Origin of the sequence: Pseudomonas sp. GZD-209 (genome assembly GCF_049310485.1) — a bacterium.
Lineage (GTDB): Bacteria > Pseudomonadota > Gammaproteobacteria > Pseudomonadales > Pseudomonadaceae > Aquipseudomonas > Aquipseudomonas sichuanensis.
Genome location: NZ_JBMOWQ010000003.1, coordinates 179,821 through 199,627, shown reverse-complemented (window position 1 = coordinate 199,627; position 19,807 = coordinate 179,821). Strand labels below are relative to the sequence as shown.

Below are 19,807 nucleotides of genomic sequence, written 5' to 3'. Positions count from 1 at the left end.
CGCTCGTTGGCAAGCCCCCGGCTGGATGGCCGGGGTACCTTGCATGACCCAAGGAAGCCGCACACGTTGAACTCGCCTGTCGCCCCCTTCGACTTCCACCGCTGCCTGCAGGCCTGTGCACAGGGCGAGCGCCGCGCCCTGCAGGCGCTCTACGATCACGAAGGCGCGCGCCTGCTGGGCGTTGCCCGGCGCATCGCGCGTGACGACGCCAGCGCAGAAGACATCGTCCACGATGCGATGATCCGCATCTGGACCCGCGCCGCCAGCTTCGACCCGGCGCGCGGCTCGGCTCGGGGCTGGATCTACAGCATCACCCGCCACCTGGCACTGAATTCGATCCGCGATACCCGCCGAGAAACCGTGCTGGACGAAGCCGATATCGATGTGGCGCCTGCGTTGCATGGGGGCCTTGATGACATTGATCTCTGGTCAGGGTCGGCGAAAATCTACCATTGCCTCGAACAACTGCAGCCCGCACCGCAGCGCTGCATCCTGCACGCCTATGTGGACGGCTGCAGCCATGCCGAAATCGCCGGGCTGTTGGGTGCGCCATTGGGTACCGTCAAGGCCTGGATCAAGCGCAGCCTCAAAGCGTTGCGGGAGTGCCTGGAATGAAGCCGGATACTGCCGAAGAATTGGACACCCTCGCCGGCGAGTTCGTACTGGGGACCTTGTCGCCGGCGCAACACGCCGCAATGACCGAGCGCTTGAGCCGCGATCCGTCCTTGCGCGCCGCCGTGGATGCCTGGGAGGCACGCCTGCTGGATCTGACCACGCTGGCTGAGCCGCAGCCGCCGAGTGCGCGCCTGTGGGGCCGTATCCAGCGCAGCCTGAACGAACTGGCACCCCCTTCCACACAACAGCATGCCCGCGTGTGGCAACGCCTCGGCCTGTGGCAGGGGTTTAGTGCCGTGGGGCTTGCTGCAAGCGTGCTGCTGGCGTTTGCCTTGTTGACGAGACCTGCGCCCAGCACTCAATTCGTGGTGGTGCTGGTGGCGCCGAGCAGCCAGGCCGCCGGCTGGGTGGTGCAGGCCAGCGACAGCCGCATGATCGAGCTGATCCCGCTGGGCCAGGATGCGGTCCCCGAAGGCATGGCCCTGCAGTTCTGGACCAAGGGCGAGCAGTGGCGCGCACCGGTTTCGCTGGGCCTGGTCAAACCCGGTGAACCCTATCGCGTCCCGCTGCAGAGCCTGCCACCGCTGGAGGCCAACCAGTTGTTCGAGCTGACCCTGGAAAAAGCCGGCGGCTCGCCTACCGGGTTGCCGACGGGGCCGGTGAAGTTCATTGGCCGCGCGGTAAAAGTGATATGACTGCGTAGCAAATGCAGGTGCTTGCAGCTGCAAAGCCAGAGATGAAGCAGTTGACGGAGGAACGAGCAACCCGGTCTTCGCGCTTGAGGCTCGATATTCTCACCTGGGACGCTGTCAGCAGATGGCGGTAGGGTTCTCGCGATTCCCACAGCCAAATCGTATGCGCAGCATATCTAACCCCACCCGCCAGCGACGAACGTTCTCGCCCGGAGCACTCCCCAGACCAATGCCCCAATCATTGATTCATTGGGTCTGGAGCTATAGCTCTCTTCTACAATTCGGTCCCCGGTTTTGGAGTACACCCCGATAAAGAGCTGCGTTTCGCCTGTCCGCGACAGTCGGGTTTGCACGTCGATACTCCTGCCGTCATCAAGGGTTTCCTCGTGATGACGAAGGTGAAGCGCTGGGTCTACCCAGGCCCGGAATTTCTCGCCGCGAAATCTCATATTTATCTCCTCTAATTATTCCAGTAGGCGCGCTAAAGAGAGAGATAGATATCCATTTCACTTAAATGCGACCGGTGGAAAATGATCGGCGCCCGATCACTGAGACGGAGATTGAAATAGCAAGAAGCCCAGCGCGGGGCTGAGCTTCTAGTCAGGAGTGCTCACCTGGACGCGGTGAGCCTTTAGACTTGGCAATTATTCCAGTGGGCGCTTGTGATAGCTATAGCGCTCGGCGTTGGATGCCCGCGATGGGTCCGGCGGGCCCTGTCTCTGACCGCCTCGAAAGGGCCGGTTCTCGATGTAATCGTCACGATCCTCTGGGCGGGCCCTCTTGGAATCATGGTCTGGACCGGTTGACGGACCGCCATTACGATCTGACTCGCCACCTTGGCCGTTATCCCTATCTCTGATCATACGCACCTCTCAATGCTCAGAAATCCTGAGCTAAATTGAGTGTGCGCCTCGAGAGACTAGAGAAGTTTTATATCAGACCGATGGGTACGAACGAAAAAAATCAATAACCGGTTCCTGTAGACCTAGCAGCAAAACGGGAGATATCTGCGAAGCCCCAGCCTATCAGGAATTATTAGTCTACAAATCCAGAAAAACTCTTCATGGAGCGAGACTCTGCAGCAGTATAAATGCCTGACAGGATTACCTCAAACCCTTAACGTCCTTCAGTTGGGATGAATACGCCTTAGCTCTCTAGCCAAGCCATCCAAATCAGGAAATACTGTAAACTCATTAATACCAGCCAGCAGAAGAAATCGTTTAGCCTCCGGTATCACCTCATTAGGAATTATAATTTTCCGCACAGCCTGTGGAACTATTTCTTCAAGAGGGGTATGGGCGTCAAAATGCACAGTAAACAACGACTTTTGACTCAAGGCTCGCGGATGATGGCGAGTCGGCGCAGCAGCAAGCACGGTAGCAGTATGCGTAACAGTCCTATCAATAAAAAGTGACTCATAGTCACCTTTGATATCACTCATAGAATATAGTGCAGAGCTATCTGTTTGAATTTTATTTAGCAAATAGGGGTCAAGCACCCACACGCATGGCGTACCGTCACCTTCGCGCAAAGCGAAGAAGAGCGCCACAGCAAAACTTTCCGTCCAGTCTAGTAAGCGTGTTGGCAACCCATGATGCTGCATAGAGATGGCTAACGACCAGGGAGCTAAGTTTTCAGGGAGAAGAGGCCCCGCCATAGTGCGATAGTCGAAATACATCGAGCCTTCAGAGTCATTTGAAATATTTATTCTTCCTATGCCAGGCACTAACTTCCAATTAGAGTCACGCTGCCCCCGAAAAATACACCCATAAGCATCAGCCGTTGCCAAAAGATCAGAAACTTCCTTCAGGATATTTTCCCACACATTGCCACCATGCTTATGATTTAACTAAAGGCAATATGATATCAGCCAATAATCTTCTTCGGTAGACCACTCCCCCACAGCAGGCCAAGCACCTGGCTTCTCTTCAGTTTTAGTCGCACCTGCAGCACGATGAAACATTTAACCAACCTGCCGCTACCGGCGGCGTGGAGACCAACATGCATTCAAAAAGGAAGACGCCAGGCGATGAACACGCCGGGCAGGAACAAGCCGTTGCCCAGGAGATGGACAAGGTAACGGAGGAAAGGATGGCCGAGCTGCTGGGGATCACGCTGCGAGCGCTCCAGACCCGGCGCCAGCGCGGGAAAATCCCCGAAGGCGTCTGGAACAAGAACGGTCGCAACATCATGTACAGCAGATGGAGATATGAGGAATGGCTCGAAAGCCTGTGGGTCTGCCCCCTTGAATTGAAATCCGAGGAGACTCGCTTCGAATCCGCTTCACTTGGAATGGTGAGCGTCGAGGGGAAACCCTCGCCCATCCCCCGACGGCGCAGGGGATCCGTGCAGTCAGCCGTGTACGTGATCAAGTAGTCAACCTGATCCGCCACGATGATGCTGCGGGGAATTATCTCGCAAATTCAATGGACCTCGGCCGGTGTGAAGCGTAATGCGTTCATCAAGCTGGCCAGCATTTTCAAGACCGCCGTGCTTGACGGCCTGATCACCAAAAAACCAACGGCCTCGCTCGACAAGCCAACGGCGGTGAAGAAGGTCGTTGATCCTTACACCCGCGCGGAAGCCGAGGCGATCATCCAGCACCTCTACGCTACGAGCCAGAAGTACGCGCAGATCTATGCAGCCTTCTTTGAGTTCAGCTTCTTCACTGGCCTTCGCCCTGGTGAGGCCATGGGCCTGCAATGGCAGGACATCAACCTCGATGAGCGCACAGCAACGATCCAGCGCATCATTGTCGACCGCCAGCCAGCAGACCGGACGAAGACGAAGTATCAACGTGTGGTGTTGCTGAATGATCGAGCGCTCAATGCCATACGACAGGCAAAGCGAGTGGCCGACTTGAGGAGGATGGCTTCAAAGTCGGCCTACCCTACAAGCCCATTTGTGTTCCAGCCGAGTAAAGGTGGGCTGTGGATCAACGAACCAAGTGTTACAATCCGCCGCTTCAAATCAGCGCTCAAGGCGCTGGACATCCGTGAACGCCGTCAGTACGACACCCGCCACACCTACGCAACCCTGTGCCAAACGGCTGGGATGAACCGAAGCGTTCATCGCGAACCCGCTCGGCCAGCGTGAGATGTTGCTCTCTACCTACGCGAAATGGATCAGCTCCTCCTCGGACTGGAGGGAGCTGGAGAAGCTGCCGCCCCGAGTCAAATTGGCCCAAAATTGGCCCAAGAATGACGAGAGGGCCTTAATACACCTCTAGAACCCCCGCAGGACAAGCACTTGATTTCTACCGCCAACATCACCATGCGCTATGCAATGGGGTTTGGCGAGTGGTGATGTGTTGATTTTGCTGGGCCAAACACCCCCCACTCCCCCACCAAAACGCATCAACTGGTTCGCCAAATGGTCCGGCGGCCACCACTGAGCCATGATGCCGAACTCGCATAACCCTTGCTGGCAGAGGGTCCGCGTCAACGGTTTCAAGACCGCACCATAGTCCCAGCAATTGCAAGGCGTCAACGCGGAAATCGATTCCAAAACAACGACGAAACGGCACGGCTAGAGGCCGCATACAGCAAGGGTCGCCGTTTCAGTTCTATAACCGATTTTCCTGGCCTTTCTTACCCTAGCTACAAGCCCTGCTGTTCCGCCTTATCAAGCAAACGCGACGTTAAATATAGTAGTTTCGCCTTTATCTTTGACACTAATAACGTTGATACTTTCGGCTGCCAAGGCCTTTCGGATTTCCTCTACGACGCTCTCATCAATGCCGCCTGCATCGGCCTCATAAACCAATGCGAAGGCATCCGGATCTTCCGCCTTTTTCAAGTTCACAAGCTTTTTGATGTCACTGATAACACGCTGATTGAGCGTTTGTCGGCTGGTGATCTTATCGAAATCTATAGCTTCAACGACTTCCGTCGGGAGGATCAGCCACACGGGGTACCCCGTTGAGATAGGACTTCCCTTGTGCATTTTTCCAGTTTTCTGATCCGTGTAACCGTTCCAACGAATGCCATGTGCAGGCTTGCCATCCCAGTCCAGCTTCGCAAGCGAGAAAGAATCAGCTCCCCCGTCATAGATGATCTCGAGATTGTTCACGCTTCCGCGTGGGCTGAGGACAGTAGCTGGATCGACGTAAGATTTACCCATGATTTTCTCGCAGATTGTTCATAGCTACATAGCTATAAAAAATACATTAGCATAGCTATGTAGCTGTGCAACCCCTCCGAGGGCAGGGAGCCTTACCAAGCCACCTTCCACTACTGCAGCAGTAGTGATCGAATCAAGCTGAAGGCCGCGTATCTCGTGGCCTATGCATCGCAGGTGTCTAATACGCATTGGCGAGTTTCACCGACTTTCGCCCAGTAAAACCGGCAAGCATTTGCCGAGTATTAGAGAAGCGGAAGCCTCTCCTTCGGCAGCCTGCCGAACCGCCCGCCGTCCTGGCCGGCGCACCATTCTCAAGAGAACTTATCAGGCGGATACTCCTGGAGGATGCCCAGGTCCCACGCCTCCTAATGCTCGAGCATCAGCCTGTGCGAGCAGGCAGGAGAGCACCATTGCGGCGTGGGTCGCTGGCCAAGAGCGATAGCGGCGGTATCCACAGGCCAGCGGCCTTCTGGGCAGCGCCCAATCAGGGGGGCGCAGTCAATGGCGCGTGTAGTCAGGGCCGCCGAGAACACTCAGTTGGTAGTCATTGATAGCTTGGAACAGCGACTCGGCCAGGATCTTCAGGCGTTCAACCTCTTCAGGTGGCGCCCCAGCATCCTTTGCTTCCTGGTAGCGCTTCATGGCCTCTATCGCATCGGAGAAGGCCTGGTGATCCGGAGGAAGAACTTTCGTCACATCTCGCTTCACGAATCACTCCCCAGGCATCAATGCAGGATGTGCGGAGCTTTACCGCGGGTGATGAGCTGATGGTCAGTCACCAATCGATAGCGCAAATCCGCGACCACCCTGAAGAGTTCGATCTCTTCAGGCGATGCACCGTCCGCCTCAGCTTTTCGGAGGCGGCGCTGCGCATCGATCGCTCTATGAATCAGCTCCTCACCTGCTTCAGCCAGTCCTTCGATGGTTCGCTTCATGGCACTACCCTGGCAGCTCGACTAGAGCAGTATAGGAGGCCCTAGGACGACGATGAGACTCAAAGGGCTGCGATGACTGCAATCGACCCAAAGCAGGCAACATGTGGTGACTGCTTTGCCAGGGATGCCATGGGCATGGCCGGTCCTAAGCTTAGCGGCGCGGACTTGGCGTTCAAGTTAGCAGATTCGAATCGTCATTTTGCGTGCGATACCTATCGCCAACTGGCGGTGGCAAGCCGTCGACACGCTTCATCTCGAAACTGCTGAACTATAGATTTTCTACTGTCATTTAAAAGGTTTGCTGTCTCTCTGAGAAAGACCTAGCGGCGCTAGTATTATTTCACACACAACCTATCCACACCTCACTCAGGAGGATGTATGACAGTAGAAAAAGTAGCAATCGTCACGGCCGGTGGAAGCGGTATGGGAGCGGCAGCTGCACGCAAACTGGCTGCCGACGGCTTCAAGGTCGGTATTCTTTCTTCCTCTGGCAAAGGGGAGGCCCTGGCGCAAGAGCTCGGCGGTATTGGCATAACCGGCAGTAACCAGTCAAACGATGACCTGCAGCGCCTGGTCGACGCCGTCATTCAGAAATGGGGCCGTATCGATGTGTTGGTCAACAGCGCCGGCCATGGCCCGCGGGCACCGATCCTCGAGATCAGCGACGAAGATTGGCACCTGGGGATGGAAACTTACCTGCTCAACGTCATTCGCCCTACGCGACTGGTGACGCCGTACATGCAGCGCCAGAACGGCGGTGCAATCATCAACATTTCTACTGCATGGGTGTTCGAGCCAAGCGAACTCTTCCCGACCTCGGCGGTTTTCCGTGCCGGCCTGGCGTCGTTCAGCAAGATCTTTGCTGACAAGTACGCCGCTGACAACATCCGCATCAATAACGTGTTGCCGGGCTGGATCGACAGTCTTCCTGCTACCGAACAACGTCGGGAAGGGGTGCCGCTCAAGCGCTATGGCACCAGTGAAGAAATTGCCGCCACCATCGCCTTCCTGGCGAGCGACGGGGCCGCCTACATTACCGGCCAGAACATCAAGGTCGACGGCGGCGTTACCCGCAGCGTCTGAGTGCCTCCGGGCCGCGTACAGTTCGCGGCCCTTTTTCATTCTGAGCGATTGCCATGCTTGATCTGATATTGGCCAAGGTATGGTCGGATTTATCTATACCTATTGGCGGTATTCCAAATCCATTTCGCTTGATGCAACTGGCAACAGTCAATACTGAAGGGCAGCCTAAGGTAAGCACTGTTGTCTTGCGGCATGCGGATGAGTCTACGAAGTCGATGATCTTTTATGTGGACAAGCGGTCGGCGAAGTTCGCAGAGATTCTGGCTGAACCTAGAGTCGGTATTACCTCCGTCGATCCAGCTGGCAAGCGTCAACTTCGGATTGAAGGTCTAGGTGAAACTTTGTCGGATGTATCACTCCTTGCCAAGCACTGGGAGCAGGCACGAGGAAGAACTCAAGCGCTCTTTCGCCATGGGAACATACCAGGTGAGGCGATTTCTTCACCGTCATCAGCCTATGAAACGCACATGGAAGGTTTCGGAAATTTCGCTGTAGTGGTTGTCCACCTCCGAAAAATTGAGTGGCTCGACCTTACCCAGGATATCCACCAGCGGGCACGCTTCATTTTGCAAAGTGAGCATTGGCAGGCGGGTTGGATCGCTCCCTAAGACAGGATCAATTTTGATGAGCAGAATCGCTATCCACAGTGATCAGGCGCCGAAAGCTATCGGCCCGTATTCGCAAGCCGTTCGCATGGGTGAACTGGTTTTCCTGACCGGGCAAATCGCGCTTCACCCTGAAAAGATGGAGTTGCTGCAAGGGATTGAAGCCCAAACCATTCAGGTGCTCGAAAACCTCCAGGCCGTCGCACACGCCGCAGGCGGTAGTTTTGTTGACGTAGGAAAACTCACCATCTACCTCACGGAACTCTCGCACTTTGGTGTCGTGAACGAAATCATGAGCCGTTACTTTGCAGCGCCTTACCCCGCTCGCGCCACGGTCGGCGTGTCGGCGCTCGCGTTGAATGCGTTGGTTGCCATTGACGCCACCTTGGTACTTCCTCGAATGGCCGAATAATCCAAGCGTTTCCTTTTTACCATAAAACTCATTCAGCACCGGGCAGAGGTCTCGTCCTCTGCCCGCGTGGCTCACTCTCGATAGTGGCAGGGCAAATAGATGGCCAAAGCAGCTGATCTCGTTGTGCAATGTTTGGAAAGTGAAGGTGTTGAGTACGTGTTCGGCATCCCCGGCGAGGAAAATCTCGATCTGCTCGAATCCCTGCGTAAATCCAGGATCAAGTTGGTACTGACCCGTCACGAGCAGTCCGCAGGTTTCATGGCAGCTACTTATGGGCGCCTGACCGGCAAGACTGGCGTCAGCCTATCAACGCTAGGCCCCGGCGCGACCAACCTGGTCACCGCTAGCGCCTATGCATACCTAGGTGGCATGCCGATGATGATGATCACGGGGCAGAAGCCGATCAAGAAGTCCAAGCAGGGCCGCTTCCAGATCATCGACGTATGCGGCATGATGGCCCCCATAACCAAGTACACCCACCAGTTCGCCTCGGCCGACAACATTCCTGCCCGCATGCGCGAAGCCTTCCGCCTGGCTGAAGAAGAGAAGCCGGGAGCAGTGCATCTGGAGATGCCGGAAGACATCGCCGCCGAGCAGACCGATGCGTTACCGATCCCTCAGAGCCTCCACCGTCGACCGTTAGCCGAGCACAAGGCAATCGAAGCGGCGGTTGAGAAGCTGCAGAGCGCCCGCAACCCGATCCTGGTAATTGGCGCCGGCGCCAACCGCAAGATGACCGCCAAAGTCCTCAAGCAACTGATCGACGAGACTGGGATCCCGTTCATCACCACCCAAATGGGCAAAGGTGTAGTCGATGAGCGCCACCCCTGCTTCCTCGGTAATGCTGCGCTGTCGTCCGGTGATTTTGTACACCGTGCAATCGAAGCCGCCGACCTGATCATCAACATCGGCCACGACGTGATCGAGAAGCCGCCGTTCTTCATGGTTCGTGGTGGTACCGAGGTCATCCACATCAACTTCCGCGCCGCCGAAGTCGACGCCGTGTACTTCCCGCAGGTGGAAGTGATCGGCGACATCGCCAACGCCGTGTGGCAGATCAGCGAAGCCCTGACCGACACCAGCCACTGGGACTTCACCCGCCTGCTGGCCATCCGCGAAGCCAACGAAGCGCAGATCGCCGAAGGCGCCGACGACGACCGTTTCCCCGTCTACCCGCAGCGCTTGGTTGCCGACATCCGTCGCGTACTGCCGTCCGAAGGCATCGTTGCCCTGGACAACGGCATCTACAAGATCTGGTTCGCCCGGAACTACAAGGCGCACAAGCCCAACACCGTGCTGCTCGACAACGCCCTGGCAACCATGGGCGCCGGCCTGCCATCGGCGATGGCGGCGCACCTTGTGTACCCAGATCGCCCGGTAATTTCGGTGTGCGGCGACGGCGGATTCATGATGAATAGCCAGGAACTAGAAACCGCAGTCCGTCTGGGCATGCACATCACCGTGGTAATCCTGCGTGACGACGGCTACGGCATGATCCGCTGGAAGCAGGCCAACATGGGCTTCACCGATTTCGGCCTGGACTACGGCAACCCGGACTTCGTCAAATACGCCGAAGCGTACGGTGCCAATGGGTATCGGGTAGAAAGTGCCGACTCGTTGATTCCGCTACTTGACCACTGTGTCTCCAACCCAGGGGTGCATGTGATCGACTGCCCTGTCGACTACAGCGAGAACGACCGTATATTGAACATTGATCTGCGCAAGCGCAGCGCGGCGGTGTGAAGCGTGTTGTCCTTGCTGATCGCTGTTTCAGTGTGGTGGCGAGGCGTCAAGGAAATCTAGAAAGCGACTATTTCTAGCCCATAGCTACCCTCCATGAAAGGCAGCTATGGGTCGAAGGCAGCCTCTCATCCGCAATTAATAAGCGGGTGAACGCACCAGAGCGTCATGTTCACTCTCACACTGCTGCCCAGCTATTCGGGCTCGGTCATAAGCTTTCGCCAGTTCTCGATTCGTATCGACAGACCGCTCGAGCAATCCGGAGAGCACCATGGCGGCGCGGGTGGCTGCCTGGCCTCTGGCGATAGCGTCGGGATCCGTGGCGGGACAACTGACGGTGGCCGCGAGCTTTCCAGCTTCGTCGCGCAGCCGCTGGCCAGCAGCATCAGCGCTGGCAGCACCAGCATCAGCAATCGTTCGTTGTTCCTGCGCATGCGCCCTCACCTCTTCCTTGGCCGTCTCGCGGCGGTTCTCTTCTTTCCGGGCGTCACGCTCGCCCAACACCTCAGCCAGGCGATCGCCGCTGTCCCGCTGCGCGCTCATGGTCGCGGCCTCCGCGCGCTCCACCGAGCGACCGTGCTCGTAGACCAGCCAGTACGACCCAACCATCGCCAGCAGGCCGATTACCCGCACACCCCAACCGTTCACGCCGCCCCCAGAAACAGATCACGCTCTGCGGCGCGGCGGCGCACCAGGCCCGGGAGCACCTTGCCGCCCGCTTTGTTCCAGCGCGGGAGCTGCTCGGCAGCGGCGGCATAGTCACCAGCATTGAGCAGACGGCGCAGTGTCGACGACTCGAGGTTGGCGGCGCCGAGGTTGTAGGTGAAGCTGACCAGGGCATCCCACTGGTTCTGGCTCAGATGCGCCGTCACCAGGCGCTCCACCTCAGGCTCGAAGCGCTGAACATCATTCAGCAGCATGCGCTCGGCCTGCTCCTTGCTGATCGACATGCCCGCCTTCACGCCTCGGGTGGCGCCGTAGCCGATGGTCCAGACGCCAACGGCGTCCTGGTAGGCCTGCAGGCGCAGGCCCTCAAACGACTTGATCAAGCTCAAGCCGCGTTGCGATGTACGCATTGGGTTATCTCCAGGCAAAAAAATACCGGCTCATGGCCGGCTGACGTGGCTGTCGGTGGCGCTACTCGCTGGGCTTGAACTTCAACGATTCGAAGAACGCGCTGAGCTCGGCGTCATCAGGCTGCAAGTATTCTTCAGCCTTACCCGGTTGCAGGTTAGCGAACACGCCCACAACTTTTCCCGCTTCATTACGCAGTACGAACATCAGGGTTTCTCCCATCCCATGGTGGCCAGCTGAACGACGAACATGCTCCCGCCCGAGTTGGCGGTCTGCAGAACGATGTTCGACGAAAGACCGGTCATGCACTCCAGGTAGCCAGCCACCGGGTCTGTCGAGGCCGCCGGGTCGTTGGTCGAAATACCGGCGGTCCAACTGCCCCCGCCGACGATGCCGAGCACTTCGTTGTTCACCTCGGGGGAGTGCGTGTAGATCACCGGCGAGTTTGCCGAGGCTGCCGCATATTGCTTCACCAGCACTCGGCGGCCCGGCGGGGTCGAGATCGTGATCGTCGTGTTGCCGACCGGCGTGGTGCCGAGGGCCACGTCCTGGCGCGCGGTCTTCCAGGTCATCGAGCGGCCGACGTTCAGGAACGGAATGATGTTCCCGCTGCCGTCCGTCAAGACCGACTCAATCAGCACAAAGCCGGCGAACCCTGGCGGCAGCGCAGGCGCTGTCAGGGAGGTGCTGTACAACAGATCGCCCGTGCCGTCGCTGGTCTTGCGGATAACGAACTTGTGGTACCAGGTGTTTGCGGTGCGCACCCCGGCGTCCAGCTTGTTCTGGTTATCGCCGGCAGCCCACGCGCCCGACGACTGCAGAATGCCCCGCATGGTGCTCGTCAGCCTGATATCAACCGTATCGTCAGAGCTGCGGGCGGCACCGGGCGCCACGTCGATAGTCGTGTTGGGGGCGGCGGCGTTGTTCGCCATCGTCAGCCCGTAGAAATACCCTGGCGGGAATCCAAGCGTAGCGGGAGAGACCGCCACATCATTGCGCTGGCGGGCCGCCGCCTCGGCGGGAGTGGCCAGGCGCACGATCCCTTTCTGCCCGGTTGTCGCATCCGGCACCGAGGAGGTCAGTACGGATACCCAGCTGGCGAGGGCGGCGTTGTACTGCAGCCAGGCGACCCGCCCCGCCGTCATGTCGCCAGCGACCAGCGCAGCATGGTGAAGGCTGAGCACCGGCTTTGCCGGCAGGCCATTGGGGGCGAACGTCGCCGGCCCGGTGTTGGTATTGGCGACCTTGATCCGCAGCACCATGCCATCGGCCAGGGCGGACACGGCCGGCGCGTATGCGGCCGCATAGGCGTTTGCGACGCCGGTGTCCGATGCATAGCCGCCCACAGCACCCTGCTGCAGCAAGCGAATGGCCTTCACCATTTGCGCCGAATCTTCCTCATCAGGCGCCAGGCCGGCCGCCTCGATGACCGCAATGATTTCATCGGTGACCGCGTTCCCCCAGGCCGAGGGAATCAGTGACCCGGGCGTACCCGCTACGGGGTCTTCGTCCACGAACTTTCCGCCCACAAGCCCAGCATTGGGCAGGCTATTCGGATAATCCACGCTATTTCCCTCAGTTGTAATCGATGTGAACGACCGTGTGCGCAGGTGCGGCACGGCGGATGACGCACTCAAGTGCATTGCCGGGGTTCATCCCGAATCGCTCGCCCCAGTAGGAGACACCAAAGCGCCGCCCAGCGCGGTGACGGCCGCCTGTGTGCAGCGTCCATAGGAACTGCGCGTTCCAGGTGCCGAAGCGTGCCACGCCAAACCGAGAGCGCCCCCAGCGGGGGGCGCGATGCTCAGTGATCGTTGCGTTGGGGTAGCCCTGGCCGACGGCAAGGCTGATCAAGTAGGCAACGTCCTGGCCGCCTACGGCAGTGAGGCGCTGCTGAACAGCAAGGCGCCGGTCTTCGAAGGATGGGTTGTTGCCCAGGCACTGGTCTGGCAGGTTCATGATCGCCTCCCAGTCCGGTACCAATTCACTCACACCGCTTGCATCCATCTCGTTGAGCGCGGCAACGGCCCGCGCTTCGATGCGGGCAAACTCCTGCGAGACCCCTTCCAGCACCAGGTCTACCTCAGGCACAAGCTCCGGGTCCCAGGCCGGCCCGAGCGGCAACAAAGCTCGCAGCTGCTGCTTGTACTGCGCCGACGATCTCATGCCAGCCATGTGCAGCCCCCATAGGTCAGTAGCTCGTTGTTCGCCGGCGCGATGTCAGCCGTCGGCGAAACCAGCTCGTGATCCCATTCGCCCTTGGCACCGCTGATTGCTTCGCGCATGTGGCTGACCAGCAGCTTCTCGCCCAGGCCGGCCTCACGGTTGTGCAGGTCAAGAAGTTGCGCTTCAACAGCTGCGCGGGTCGCCGTTGTGTCCGGATCAAGGCGGACCTGATAGGTGACCGGCACCGTGACCGGTGCCAGCACATAGACCTCGGCGGTTACCGGCCTGCGCTCCTCGATGTAAGCCTTCACCTCCGCCAGCTCGCCAGCATCCGGCACCGGGTTTGCGTCGTCGTCACGCATGAAGAACACGCCGACCGTGCCCGGCCCCAGGTATTTGCGCACGCACCAGGCACGGGTCACCCCCGCGCACTCCAGCGCCCAGGTTTCGTAGTCGTCCTTGTTGCCGCCATGCGGGATCACGCGATAGGAGCGGATCACTCGAGCGCGTAGCGACTCAACGCTCTCTTGAGGCGTACCGCCAGTCAGGCCGGGCGCCAGTACGGTGAATGCCCCCGCTATCCCCTCCACAGGCTGCACCAGATTCAGGGTTAGCCCTTCGACCGCATTGCCCAGTGCGCCAGCATCTACCGCTTCGACGGTTGTTGTATTGGCCCCGGCCTCGGTGGTTGCGCTGGTGGTCACTTTGTAGGCGCGACCATCCTCAGCCTGCAGCACCGTGTCGGCGTCGAGCACAGCGCCGGCTGCGGCCTGAAAACTTACCGGGCCATCCGCCGAGGCGGCAGGCTTGCGGGGCTGCTGCAGGCGCAGCGAGGCAACTCGCTCGAGCGTTTCCTCGTCAGCGGAATCCGGCAGGATCTGCTCGACAATCCAGTTGAGGTACCCATAGAGCCCAAACGCTGTGCCGGCTTGCGACCTGGCCAAGACCTGAGCATCAGAGTGCCGCAGCGCGTTGCTGCCAAGATCCGCCTGGGCACGGCTGATGAGTGTCGGCAGCGCCGGGATTTCAAACGGCATAGGTCACCTGCCACAGTTGGTCTGAATCGATGATGAGAGGTGCGCCGCTGAGCAGCGTCAGCACGACACGAAGGTTCAGGCGAGTGCTATCGGCTCGCTCACTGGTGATTGCCACGCTGAGCACCTGGCCGTCTTCAACCAGCCAGCGAAGCGCCTCTTCGGCGTAGTACTCGGCGTCACGCTGGGTGCGTTCCGTCAGCTTTACCCGGCGCAACAGCCAGAGGCGCGAGCCGATGCGGTCATCTGCAACGCGCGGGAAGCTGTCACCCCACCAGCCGTAGCGCTCTTCGTCGTCGACCGGATCATCTGGGCCGGCGCGGCGCCAGGTGAACAGGCTGATTACAACCGTCCGCACGAGCGACTTATCGGATTCGGCAAGGGTCATGGGGCGGCACCTACAGGAGGATTCGATTCGGCGTTGCCGCGGCTGATGCCGTCGTGAACGTGCTGGATCTGGCTGATGCCTGCGGCCACTTGATCGCCATCGGATTCGATGCTGCCAGTGGTCGTGATGGCCGGCGTTTCAAACTCGACGCCAGAGCTGGCTGTTACCTTGAAGACCTCGGTATCGAACTCGACCGCCCTTTCGGCCTTGACCTTGAGCGTCAGGGTTTCCAGTTCAACTACCCGGCCGCGCTTGAACACGAAGCTGTCGCCCTCGTCGGTGTACAACGCCACCTCACCCGGCTTTAGCTCCTTGAGCCGAAAACGCCGGTCAGCGACGCAGACCACCACCCCATGAGAGCGATCTCCGCCCAGGAATAGCGCGATACCTTCGGCGCCGGCCTTCGGGTGGCTGGTAAAGCCGTAGGGCTCGAAGTGCTCCAGATCGTCCTTCACCTCACCGGCGGTCAATCGCATTTGCAGCGCCTGGAGCATGTTCCCGGCGGTGGCCAAGACCACGGTGCCGCGGGCCATCATGCGCGTCAGCATGGTCATTTTTTCCCCCAATCCTCTGGCAGCAAGTATTCGAAGTTGTCGCCCTTCTTGCCCTTCTTCAGCTTGCGGCGCTTCAGCGGGTCAGCCGGTTCGGGCTCGTAGCCTTCAGGCGGACCTACTACCAGGGTCGTGATCATTCCGCTTTCGCTCAGGCTGTACGTCACCTCGGCAATCACCATGTCGCGATCGAAGCCGATCAGCGGGTCAACCACCCGCACCACGGTGTTGTGGCGCCACAAGGCGCCGTTGCTCTGCCGCCAGCCTTGCACGGTGTAAGTGGCCTGCAGGGCTTTGCCCATGCGGTTGCCGCGCTCCCAATTGGCGCGACCCTGGGCGAGCTCGTCGGTCATCTGGCCGGTCTGGTGGATGATGTGCGCGCGCTTTCGCGAGGTGCGGCTGTCGCTGACAGACGCCGACACCTCAGCCGCCTTCTCGCCGTAGGCCTTGTCGGTACCGCTGCGCTGGCCAAGCACTTGGTACTCGGAGAAGACGCCGGAGAAATCCAGGCCGGCGCTGCCGGTGAGGACGTTGTTACCGACCTCGATCCGATCAAAGGCGCGACCCTGGCTGCCGACGCTGGCCAGCACAACCTGGCCCCGGGCGTCGTCCGTAGAAAACACCCGGAACAGGGTAAGCAAGCGATCGATGGATTCGAATGCGGTCTCCCCCGGCTCGATCGTGTGGTCCGACAGCTGCGCTGTAGCCGAGATCTCGCTGCTGACCCGCAGGTTGTAGGGTGCAGCCAGTGCGCTGACGATCGCTTGCGCGCTCTGGTTCTTCCATTGCCCCGGCTTGTTGACGGCAGCACAGTCCACCAGGTCGGCAGTCAGCGAGCGGCCGGATACCGACAGGGTGATCTGGTCGGCGCCGTGGCTGATTGGCGTCGAGAACACCCAGCCGGTAAGCACTAGGTCGGCGCCAATGCGCACTTCGCAGCGCGCGCCCTGGCGGATGGGGCGGACCACCTCCTGCCCTGGCCAGCGCCAGGTGACGCTCAGGCGGAAGTCACGGGCCTGACGTTCGAGCCCCGCGGAGATCTCCACGTCCTTCCAGCCGCCATAGTCCAAGCCGTCAACCGTCAGGGTGACAGCGTTCTGTCCTTCCATGCCCTACTCCTTTGCGAGCTTCAATGGTCGCGGCGGGACGAACCCGGGGTGTCGAACACGGTTGCGCTGCACCACCTCACCCTGACGGGTGGCATCACCGAACCGGCGGTACGCCAGCACCAGGGCCGGCAGTGTTTGCTCCGGGGTCACATCGACCAGCCGCACGCCGGAGGCGGCCACAGCCGTCAGGTGGTCACTGAGCGCGTGCCGCAGATCGGTCAGTGCCTGGTAATGCGCATGGTCAGCCTTGAGCGAGGCCTGCCAGATCGCATCGTTCAAATCATCCCGGAGCGCGAGCACGTCATCGGCGACCGGCACCTCTGGGCGCTCGACTGGCTGCTGCACTTGCTGGTCGAGCGGAGGGACGCTTGCCGGCGGCTCGGCCGGCGGCGCCACTGGCAGGTCGGCCACGATGTTGCCTACTTGGACAAGCAGCGCGTCCTGCACCAGGTCGGCTGTCGCCTGAGCGGCTGCCGACGTGTCAGCGCCGCCAGCCGGCGGCAGCGTGTCAACTGCCCGAACCGCCTCAACCTGCTGATTCGCCACGCTGAGCGAACTGCGGTAGCTGGAGGCTGAGGTGTCCGAGGCAAATAGGCTGAACAGCCCGCCACCAATGCTGCCGAAATAGCTGCTGAACATCGAACGAAGACTGTCCGGCGCGTTGACGATTGCCTGCACGAAGCCGGTGACGCCGCCTACCGCCGACGCGATCGGCGAGAACTGCTGCTGCACCGTGGCGAAGACACCGCTGACGCTGCTGCGCAAGCTGTTCAGGTTGACCCTCGCCGCGTCGACTCGCTCCATGGCAGAGCCGTAGCGCCCCAGTGCCGAGTCAAGCAAGCCTTCGGAGGCCTTGGCCGCACGCTGCTGCGTGTTCGGTCTTGCGCTGGGGTACTTGCGGAGCTGGTCCGGATACATCTCCAACTCGAAACGAACCATCCCCCCTTCGCGGCGTTCATGGCTCACGTCACAGGGGCCGGCCTTAACCAGCATGCGCCCGAGCCAAGGGTGTACCAGCTCGCCCGCGCCTGGGGTCTCCAACGCTTCAAGCAACTTGTCGCGGCGCTCAAAGCAGTCGGGGCCGATGATGAAGGCCGTCAACTTGTGCACTTGAGCGCGCTTACCCAGTTGCTCGAAGAACGGCTCATCCCGCTGCACGAACTCGTGTAGCTGGCCGCGCTGCCCCGCAGGCATAGATGCCTGATCGACCTCGAATGCCACCCCGCGAAAGCTGGCAGGCAGCAGGCTGTCACGCCAGGTTGTCACGCTCATCCTGCCCCCATGGTTCGATAACCAACGTTCGGCTTGACCAGCAGGCCGGGCTGATTGGTTTTCGGTTGTTCAACGCGCGTGCCGGGTGGCGCGCCGTTGATGTTGATGTTCAGCTCGCCATTGACCTGGGCCTTGTTGCCGGCCATGACCAAGCTGCCTGGCGCCGGCGCCTTGAGCAGCGCCCCCGCCGAAGGGATCCCCATCGCCGAGGTCATACCCTGCTGCCGAGCAAGAGCTTGCGCCCCCGCATTGGCGGCGAGCATCGAGCCGTCTCCTCCCCCCATCGCCTCGCCATTGCGCTGATTTTGGGCGTAAGCGGCGCGCTGCACTTTGGCCGTGATGCCCTCCCCGCCCTCATCCAGCCCCATGATCTTCATGAGGGGTTCGATGAAGCCGCTGACCTTGTCCCACAGCGACTTGAAGAACCCGGCGATGGGTTCCCAGTTCTTGATGATGAAGCCGAGTGGCGTCCAGGCGGCGAACTCCTTGAGCATCTCCCAGGCCGGGACCGTATATGCCTTGATCAGCTCCCACATGGCAGAGAAGAACGGGCCCACCGTCTCCCAATTCGCGATGATCAGGCCGGCGGCGGCGGCGATGCCTATAGCGATCAAACCGATAGGGCTTGCGGCCAGCGCCAACCCCATGACCTTGGTGGCAACCGTCGCGGCCACAATCGCGGCGCGAATGCCAGTGAATGCCACGCCGGCCCCAACCAGGCCGCGAACCAGATTTGGGTTTGCCTCGATCATCGCAGCGGTGTAACTGATGAGGGGCCTGATAGAGTCGACAGCCTCATTCAGGCCAGGCAGCAACGCATTGCCCAGGGCTCGCCCAACCCCGTCGATGGTGTTGCGCAGCAGCTGCAGGTTGTTCGCCGTGGTCGCTGCCCGAGAGGCGTACTCCTTGTCCATGGATCCGGAGTAGCCCTTCTCGTCGGCCACCTTTTGCAGGTTGCCTTTGAGTAAGTCGAGGTTGGTCAGCAGCGGAGCGATGGCGGTGATCGATTCGCTGCCGAACAAGTTGGCCATTAGCCCGGCCTGCTTGGACTTGTCCACGTCCTTAATTCGGTCAAGGATGCCCAGTACCGCACCTTGGGCGTCGGTCTGCATGGCCTTGGCAACTTCCTTGGAGTCGAGCCGCAGCGCCTTGAACGCTTCAGCCTGGCTCTTTGTCGCCGCTGAGCCCTTGGTCATGGCGAGCATGAAGTTCTTGATGCCAGTGGCGGCCACCTCCTCCTCCACACCCACGCCGGCCATGGTTGCGCCCAGGGCTGCGATCTGCCCCGACGCCAAGCCCGCAATCTCGCCCAGCGGGCCAATGCGCGTGACGATGCCGGAAATCTGCTTGGTGTTCGCGGGCCCTGTGTTGCCCAGGTAGTTGATCTTGTCGGCCAGCGCGACCACGTCGTCCTGGCCCATCTTGAACGAGGTGCGCCACTTGGCCATCATCTCGCCGGATTGATCGGCGGTCTGGTCGAAGGCCACCCCCATCTTCACCGCGGCTTCGGCGAAGCCAAGCAATTCATTCTTGGCAATGCCGGACTGGCCGCCCGCGGCGACGATCTTGGCGATGTCGCCGGCCGCCATGGGCAGCCGCTCGGACATGCGCCCGATATCATCCCCCATCTGCTTGAACTGCTGCGGGGTATCGAAGTCGACGACCTTCTTCACGTCGGCCATCTGCGACTCGAACTCGATGGCTTTGCTGATCCCGGCCACGAACGGCGCCGCGATAGCACCACCCGCGATCAGGTCACGAAAGCCGATCTTTCCGAGGCCAGTCTTCTCCAGGCCCTTCTGAAAGCTCGATACGTTTTTGCGGATCCCCGCCAGGGTTGGCGAGAGTTTGTCGACGCCAGTGATGAGCGCCTTGAGCTGAAACTTGTCGGCCATCACGGCACCTGCTGCAGGGCGTTGATGCGCTGAGCGTGCATCAACGATTCGAGGAAGAGGTCCAGCGGCTTGGCGAGGATCTGGTCAGGATCGACCTTCCAGAACCAGGCAAGG

At 60.1% G+C, this 19,807-nt stretch carries 23 protein-coding genes and 1 pseudogene; 8 read left to right on the top strand and 16 right to left on the bottom strand.

What is annotated here, in order from left to right; genetic code table 11:
- The first annotated feature begins 66 nt into the window (after positions 1-66).
- Together ACO6VM_RS01350 and ACO6VM_RS01345 are read left to right on the top strand one after the other, a co-directional pair.
- A complete protein-coding gene (locus tag ACO6VM_RS01350) occupies positions 67-615 on the top strand; it encodes a sigma-70 family RNA polymerase sigma factor (protein ID WP_401059178.1) in 549 nt (182 codons plus the stop codon).
- Positions 612-1,310 (top strand): anti-sigma factor, encoded by a 699-nt coding sequence (locus ACO6VM_RS01345; RefSeq protein WP_401059177.1) that lies wholly within the window; start codon positions 612-614, stop codon positions 1,308-1,310. Before ACO6VM_RS01350 ends, ACO6VM_RS01345 begins: the two co-directional genes overlap by 4 nt.
- A 173-nt stretch (positions 1,311-1,483) precedes the next feature.
- Here the strand turns inward: ACO6VM_RS01345 and ACO6VM_RS01340 are convergent, their stop codons facing one another.
- Together ACO6VM_RS01340 and ACO6VM_RS01335 are read right to left on the bottom strand one after the other, a co-directional pair.
- Positions 1,484-1,756, bottom strand: a complete 273-nt coding sequence (locus ACO6VM_RS01340) for a hypothetical protein (protein WP_401059176.1) — start codon at positions 1,754-1,756, stop codon at positions 1,484-1,486.
- A 677-nt stretch (positions 1,757-2,433) separates the two neighbouring features.
- Entirely contained in the window at positions 2,434-3,132 is a 699-nt protein-coding gene (locus ACO6VM_RS01335; RefSeq protein WP_401059174.1) for an FRG domain-containing protein, read from the bottom strand.
- A gap of 424 nt (positions 3,133-3,556) precedes the next feature.
- On the opposite strand from ACO6VM_RS01335, the gene ACO6VM_RS01330 reads away from it, so the two are divergent.
- Together ACO6VM_RS01330 and ACO6VM_RS01325 are read left to right on the top strand one after the other, a co-directional pair.
- Positions 3,557-3,760: an Arm DNA-binding domain-containing protein gene (locus tag ACO6VM_RS01330; RefSeq protein ID WP_401059268.1), complete on the top strand. Its 204-nt coding sequence runs from the start codon at positions 3,557-3,559 to the stop codon at positions 3,758-3,760.
- Positions 3,702-4,536, top strand: a pseudogene (locus ACO6VM_RS01325) (tyrosine-type recombinase/integrase). The gene ACO6VM_RS01330 and the pseudogene ACO6VM_RS01325 overlap by 59 nt, the downstream one beginning before the upstream one ends.
- 395 nt (positions 4,537-4,931) lie before the next feature.
- On the opposite strand, the gene ACO6VM_RS01320 reads toward ACO6VM_RS01325, so the two are convergent.
- From ACO6VM_RS01320 to ACO6VM_RS01310, 3 genes are all read right to left on the bottom strand, one after another.
- Positions 4,932-5,429, bottom strand: coding sequence for a hypothetical protein (locus tag ACO6VM_RS01320; RefSeq protein WP_422402656.1), 498 nt, complete (start codon positions 5,427-5,429; stop codon positions 4,932-4,934).
- A gap of 498 nt (positions 5,430-5,927) precedes the next feature.
- A complete protein-coding gene (locus ACO6VM_RS01315; RefSeq protein ID WP_422402655.1) occupies positions 5,928-6,137 on the bottom strand; it encodes a hypothetical protein in 210 nt (69 codons plus the stop codon).
- A gap of 17 nt (positions 6,138-6,154) precedes the next feature.
- Positions 6,155-6,364, bottom strand: coding sequence for a hypothetical protein (locus ACO6VM_RS01310; protein ID WP_422402654.1), 210 nt, complete (start codon positions 6,362-6,364; stop codon positions 6,155-6,157).
- Between the two features lie 378 nt (positions 6,365-6,742).
- Between ACO6VM_RS01310 and ACO6VM_RS01305 the strand changes: the two genes are divergently transcribed.
- The 4 genes from ACO6VM_RS01305 to ACO6VM_RS01290 all read left to right on the top strand — a co-directional run bounded on the left by ACO6VM_RS01305 (position 6,743) and on the right by ACO6VM_RS01290 (position 10,207).
- The gene (locus ACO6VM_RS01305; protein WP_422402653.1) at positions 6,743-7,447 is read left to right on the top strand and encodes an SDR family oxidoreductase; all 705 of its coding nucleotides are present in this window, start codon (positions 6,743-6,745) and stop codon (positions 7,445-7,447) included.
- Between the two features lie 53 nt (positions 7,448-7,500).
- Positions 7,501-8,055, top strand: coding sequence for a pyridoxamine 5'-phosphate oxidase family protein (locus ACO6VM_RS01300; RefSeq protein WP_422402652.1), 555 nt, complete (start codon positions 7,501-7,503; stop codon positions 8,053-8,055).
- A gap of 16 nt (positions 8,056-8,071) precedes the next feature.
- Positions 8,072-8,464 (top strand): Rid family detoxifying hydrolase, encoded by a 393-nt coding sequence (locus ACO6VM_RS01295; protein WP_422402651.1) that lies wholly within the window; start codon positions 8,072-8,074, stop codon positions 8,462-8,464.
- 99 nt (positions 8,465-8,563) lie between these two features.
- Positions 8,564-10,207 carry an acetolactate synthase large subunit gene (locus ACO6VM_RS01290; protein ID WP_422402650.1) on the top strand — a complete coding sequence of 548 codons (1,644 nt, stop codon included), beginning with the start codon at positions 8,564-8,566 and terminating at the stop codon, positions 10,205-10,207.
- A gap of 135 nt (positions 10,208-10,342) precedes the next feature.
- Here the strand turns inward: ACO6VM_RS01290 and ACO6VM_RS01285 are convergent, their stop codons facing one another.
- From ACO6VM_RS01285 to ACO6VM_RS01235, 11 genes are all read right to left on the bottom strand, one after another.
- A complete protein-coding gene (locus tag ACO6VM_RS01285; RefSeq protein WP_422402649.1) occupies positions 10,343-10,852 on the bottom strand; it encodes a DUF2514 domain-containing protein in 510 nt (169 codons plus the stop codon).
- Complete coding sequence (locus ACO6VM_RS01280; RefSeq protein WP_422402648.1) at positions 10,849-11,280, bottom strand: lysozyme; 432 nt, start codon at positions 11,278-11,280, stop codon at positions 10,849-10,851. The genes ACO6VM_RS01285 and ACO6VM_RS01280 overlap by 4 nt, the downstream gene beginning before the upstream one ends.
- A 61-nt stretch (positions 11,281-11,341) precedes the next feature.
- Entirely contained in the window at positions 11,342-11,485 is a 144-nt protein-coding gene (locus tag ACO6VM_RS01275) for a hypothetical protein (RefSeq protein WP_422402647.1), read from the bottom strand.
- A complete protein-coding gene (locus ACO6VM_RS01270; RefSeq protein ID WP_422402646.1) occupies positions 11,485-12,843 on the bottom strand; it encodes a hypothetical protein in 1,359 nt (452 codons plus the stop codon). Before ACO6VM_RS01270 ends, ACO6VM_RS01275 begins: the two co-directional genes overlap by 1 nt.
- 10 nt (positions 12,844-12,853) lie before the next feature.
- Entirely contained in the window at positions 12,854-13,453 is a 600-nt protein-coding gene (locus ACO6VM_RS01265; RefSeq protein WP_422402645.1) for a YmfQ family protein, read from the bottom strand.
- Positions 13,441-14,481, bottom strand: a complete 1,041-nt coding sequence (locus ACO6VM_RS01260) for a baseplate J/gp47 family protein (protein WP_422402644.1) — start codon at positions 14,479-14,481, stop codon at positions 13,441-13,443. The genes ACO6VM_RS01265 and ACO6VM_RS01260 overlap by 13 nt, the downstream gene beginning before the upstream one ends.
- Positions 14,471-14,866 (bottom strand): phage GP46 family protein, encoded by a 396-nt coding sequence (locus ACO6VM_RS01255; protein WP_422402643.1) that lies wholly within the window; start codon positions 14,864-14,866, stop codon positions 14,471-14,473. The genes ACO6VM_RS01260 and ACO6VM_RS01255 overlap by 11 nt, the downstream gene beginning before the upstream one ends.
- Positions 14,863-15,420 carry a phage baseplate assembly protein V gene (locus ACO6VM_RS01250; RefSeq protein WP_422402642.1) on the bottom strand — a complete coding sequence of 186 codons (558 nt, stop codon included), beginning with the start codon at positions 15,418-15,420 and terminating at the stop codon, positions 14,863-14,865. Before ACO6VM_RS01250 ends, ACO6VM_RS01255 begins: the two co-directional genes overlap by 4 nt.
- Positions 15,417-16,526, bottom strand: a complete 1,110-nt coding sequence (locus ACO6VM_RS01245) for a phage baseplate assembly protein (protein ID WP_422402641.1) — start codon at positions 16,524-16,526, stop codon at positions 15,417-15,419. The genes ACO6VM_RS01250 and ACO6VM_RS01245 overlap by 4 nt, the downstream gene beginning before the upstream one ends.
- 3 nt (positions 16,527-16,529) lie before the next feature.
- On the bottom strand, positions 16,530-17,792 hold the full coding sequence (locus ACO6VM_RS01240) for a DNA circularization protein (protein ID WP_422402660.1): 1,263 nt from the start codon (positions 17,790-17,792) through the stop codon (positions 16,530-16,532).
- A 2-nt stretch (positions 17,793-17,794) separates the two neighbouring features.
- Complete coding sequence (locus ACO6VM_RS01235; protein ID WP_422402640.1) at positions 17,795-19,693, bottom strand: phage tail tape measure protein; 1,899 nt, start codon at positions 19,691-19,693, stop codon at positions 17,795-17,797.
- Positions 19,694-19,807: the final 114 nt, after the last annotated feature.

Coding starts and splice junctions, on each gene's coding strand:
- ACO6VM_RS01345 (WP_401059177.1), top strand. CDS start 612: ATGAAGCCGGATACTGCCGAAGAATTGGACACCCTCGCCGGCGAGTTC.
- ACO6VM_RS01280 (WP_422402648.1), bottom strand. CDS start 11,280: ATGCGTACATCGCAACGCGGCTTGAGCTTGATCAAGTCGTTTGAGGGC.
- ACO6VM_RS01310 (WP_422402654.1), bottom strand. CDS start 6,364: ATGAAGCGAACCATCGAAGGACTGGCTGAAGCAGGTGAGGAGCTGATT.
- ACO6VM_RS01260 (WP_422402644.1), bottom strand. CDS start 14,481: ATGCCGTTTGAAATCCCGGCGCTGCCGACACTCATCAGCCGTGCCCAG.
- ACO6VM_RS01320 (WP_422402656.1), bottom strand. CDS start 5,429: ATGGGTAAATCTTACGTCGATCCAGCTACTGTCCTCAGCCCACGCGGA.
- ACO6VM_RS01340 (WP_401059176.1), bottom strand. CDS start 1,756: ATGAGATTTCGCGGCGAGAAATTCCGGGCCTGGGTAGACCCAGCGCTT.
- ACO6VM_RS01245 (WP_422402641.1), bottom strand. CDS start 16,526: ATGGAAGGACAGAACGCTGTCACCCTGACGGTTGACGGCTTGGACTAT.
- ACO6VM_RS01305 (WP_422402653.1), top strand. CDS start 6,743: ATGACAGTAGAAAAAGTAGCAATCGTCACGGCCGGTGGAAGCGGTATG.
- ACO6VM_RS01265 (WP_422402645.1), bottom strand. CDS start 13,453: ATGGCTGGCATGAGATCGTCGGCGCAGTACAAGCAGCAGCTGCGAGCT.
- ACO6VM_RS01275 (WP_422402647.1), bottom strand. CDS start 11,485: ATGTTCGTACTGCGTAATGAAGCGGGAAAAGTTGTGGGCGTGTTCGCT.
- ACO6VM_RS01290 (WP_422402650.1), top strand. CDS start 8,564: ATGGCCAAAGCAGCTGATCTCGTTGTGCAATGTTTGGAAAGTGAAGGT.
- ACO6VM_RS01300 (WP_422402652.1), top strand. CDS start 7,501: ATGCTTGATCTGATATTGGCCAAGGTATGGTCGGATTTATCTATACCT.
- ACO6VM_RS01250 (WP_422402642.1), bottom strand. CDS start 15,420: ATGACCATGCTGACGCGCATGATGGCCCGCGGCACCGTGGTCTTGGCC.
- ACO6VM_RS01255 (WP_422402643.1), bottom strand. CDS start 14,866: ATGACCCTTGCCGAATCCGATAAGTCGCTCGTGCGGACGGTTGTAATC.
- ACO6VM_RS01295 (WP_422402651.1), top strand. CDS start 8,072: ATGAGCAGAATCGCTATCCACAGTGATCAGGCGCCGAAAGCTATCGGC.
- ACO6VM_RS01235 (WP_422402640.1), bottom strand. CDS start 19,693: ATGGCCGACAAGTTTCAGCTCAAGGCGCTCATCACTGGCGTCGACAAA.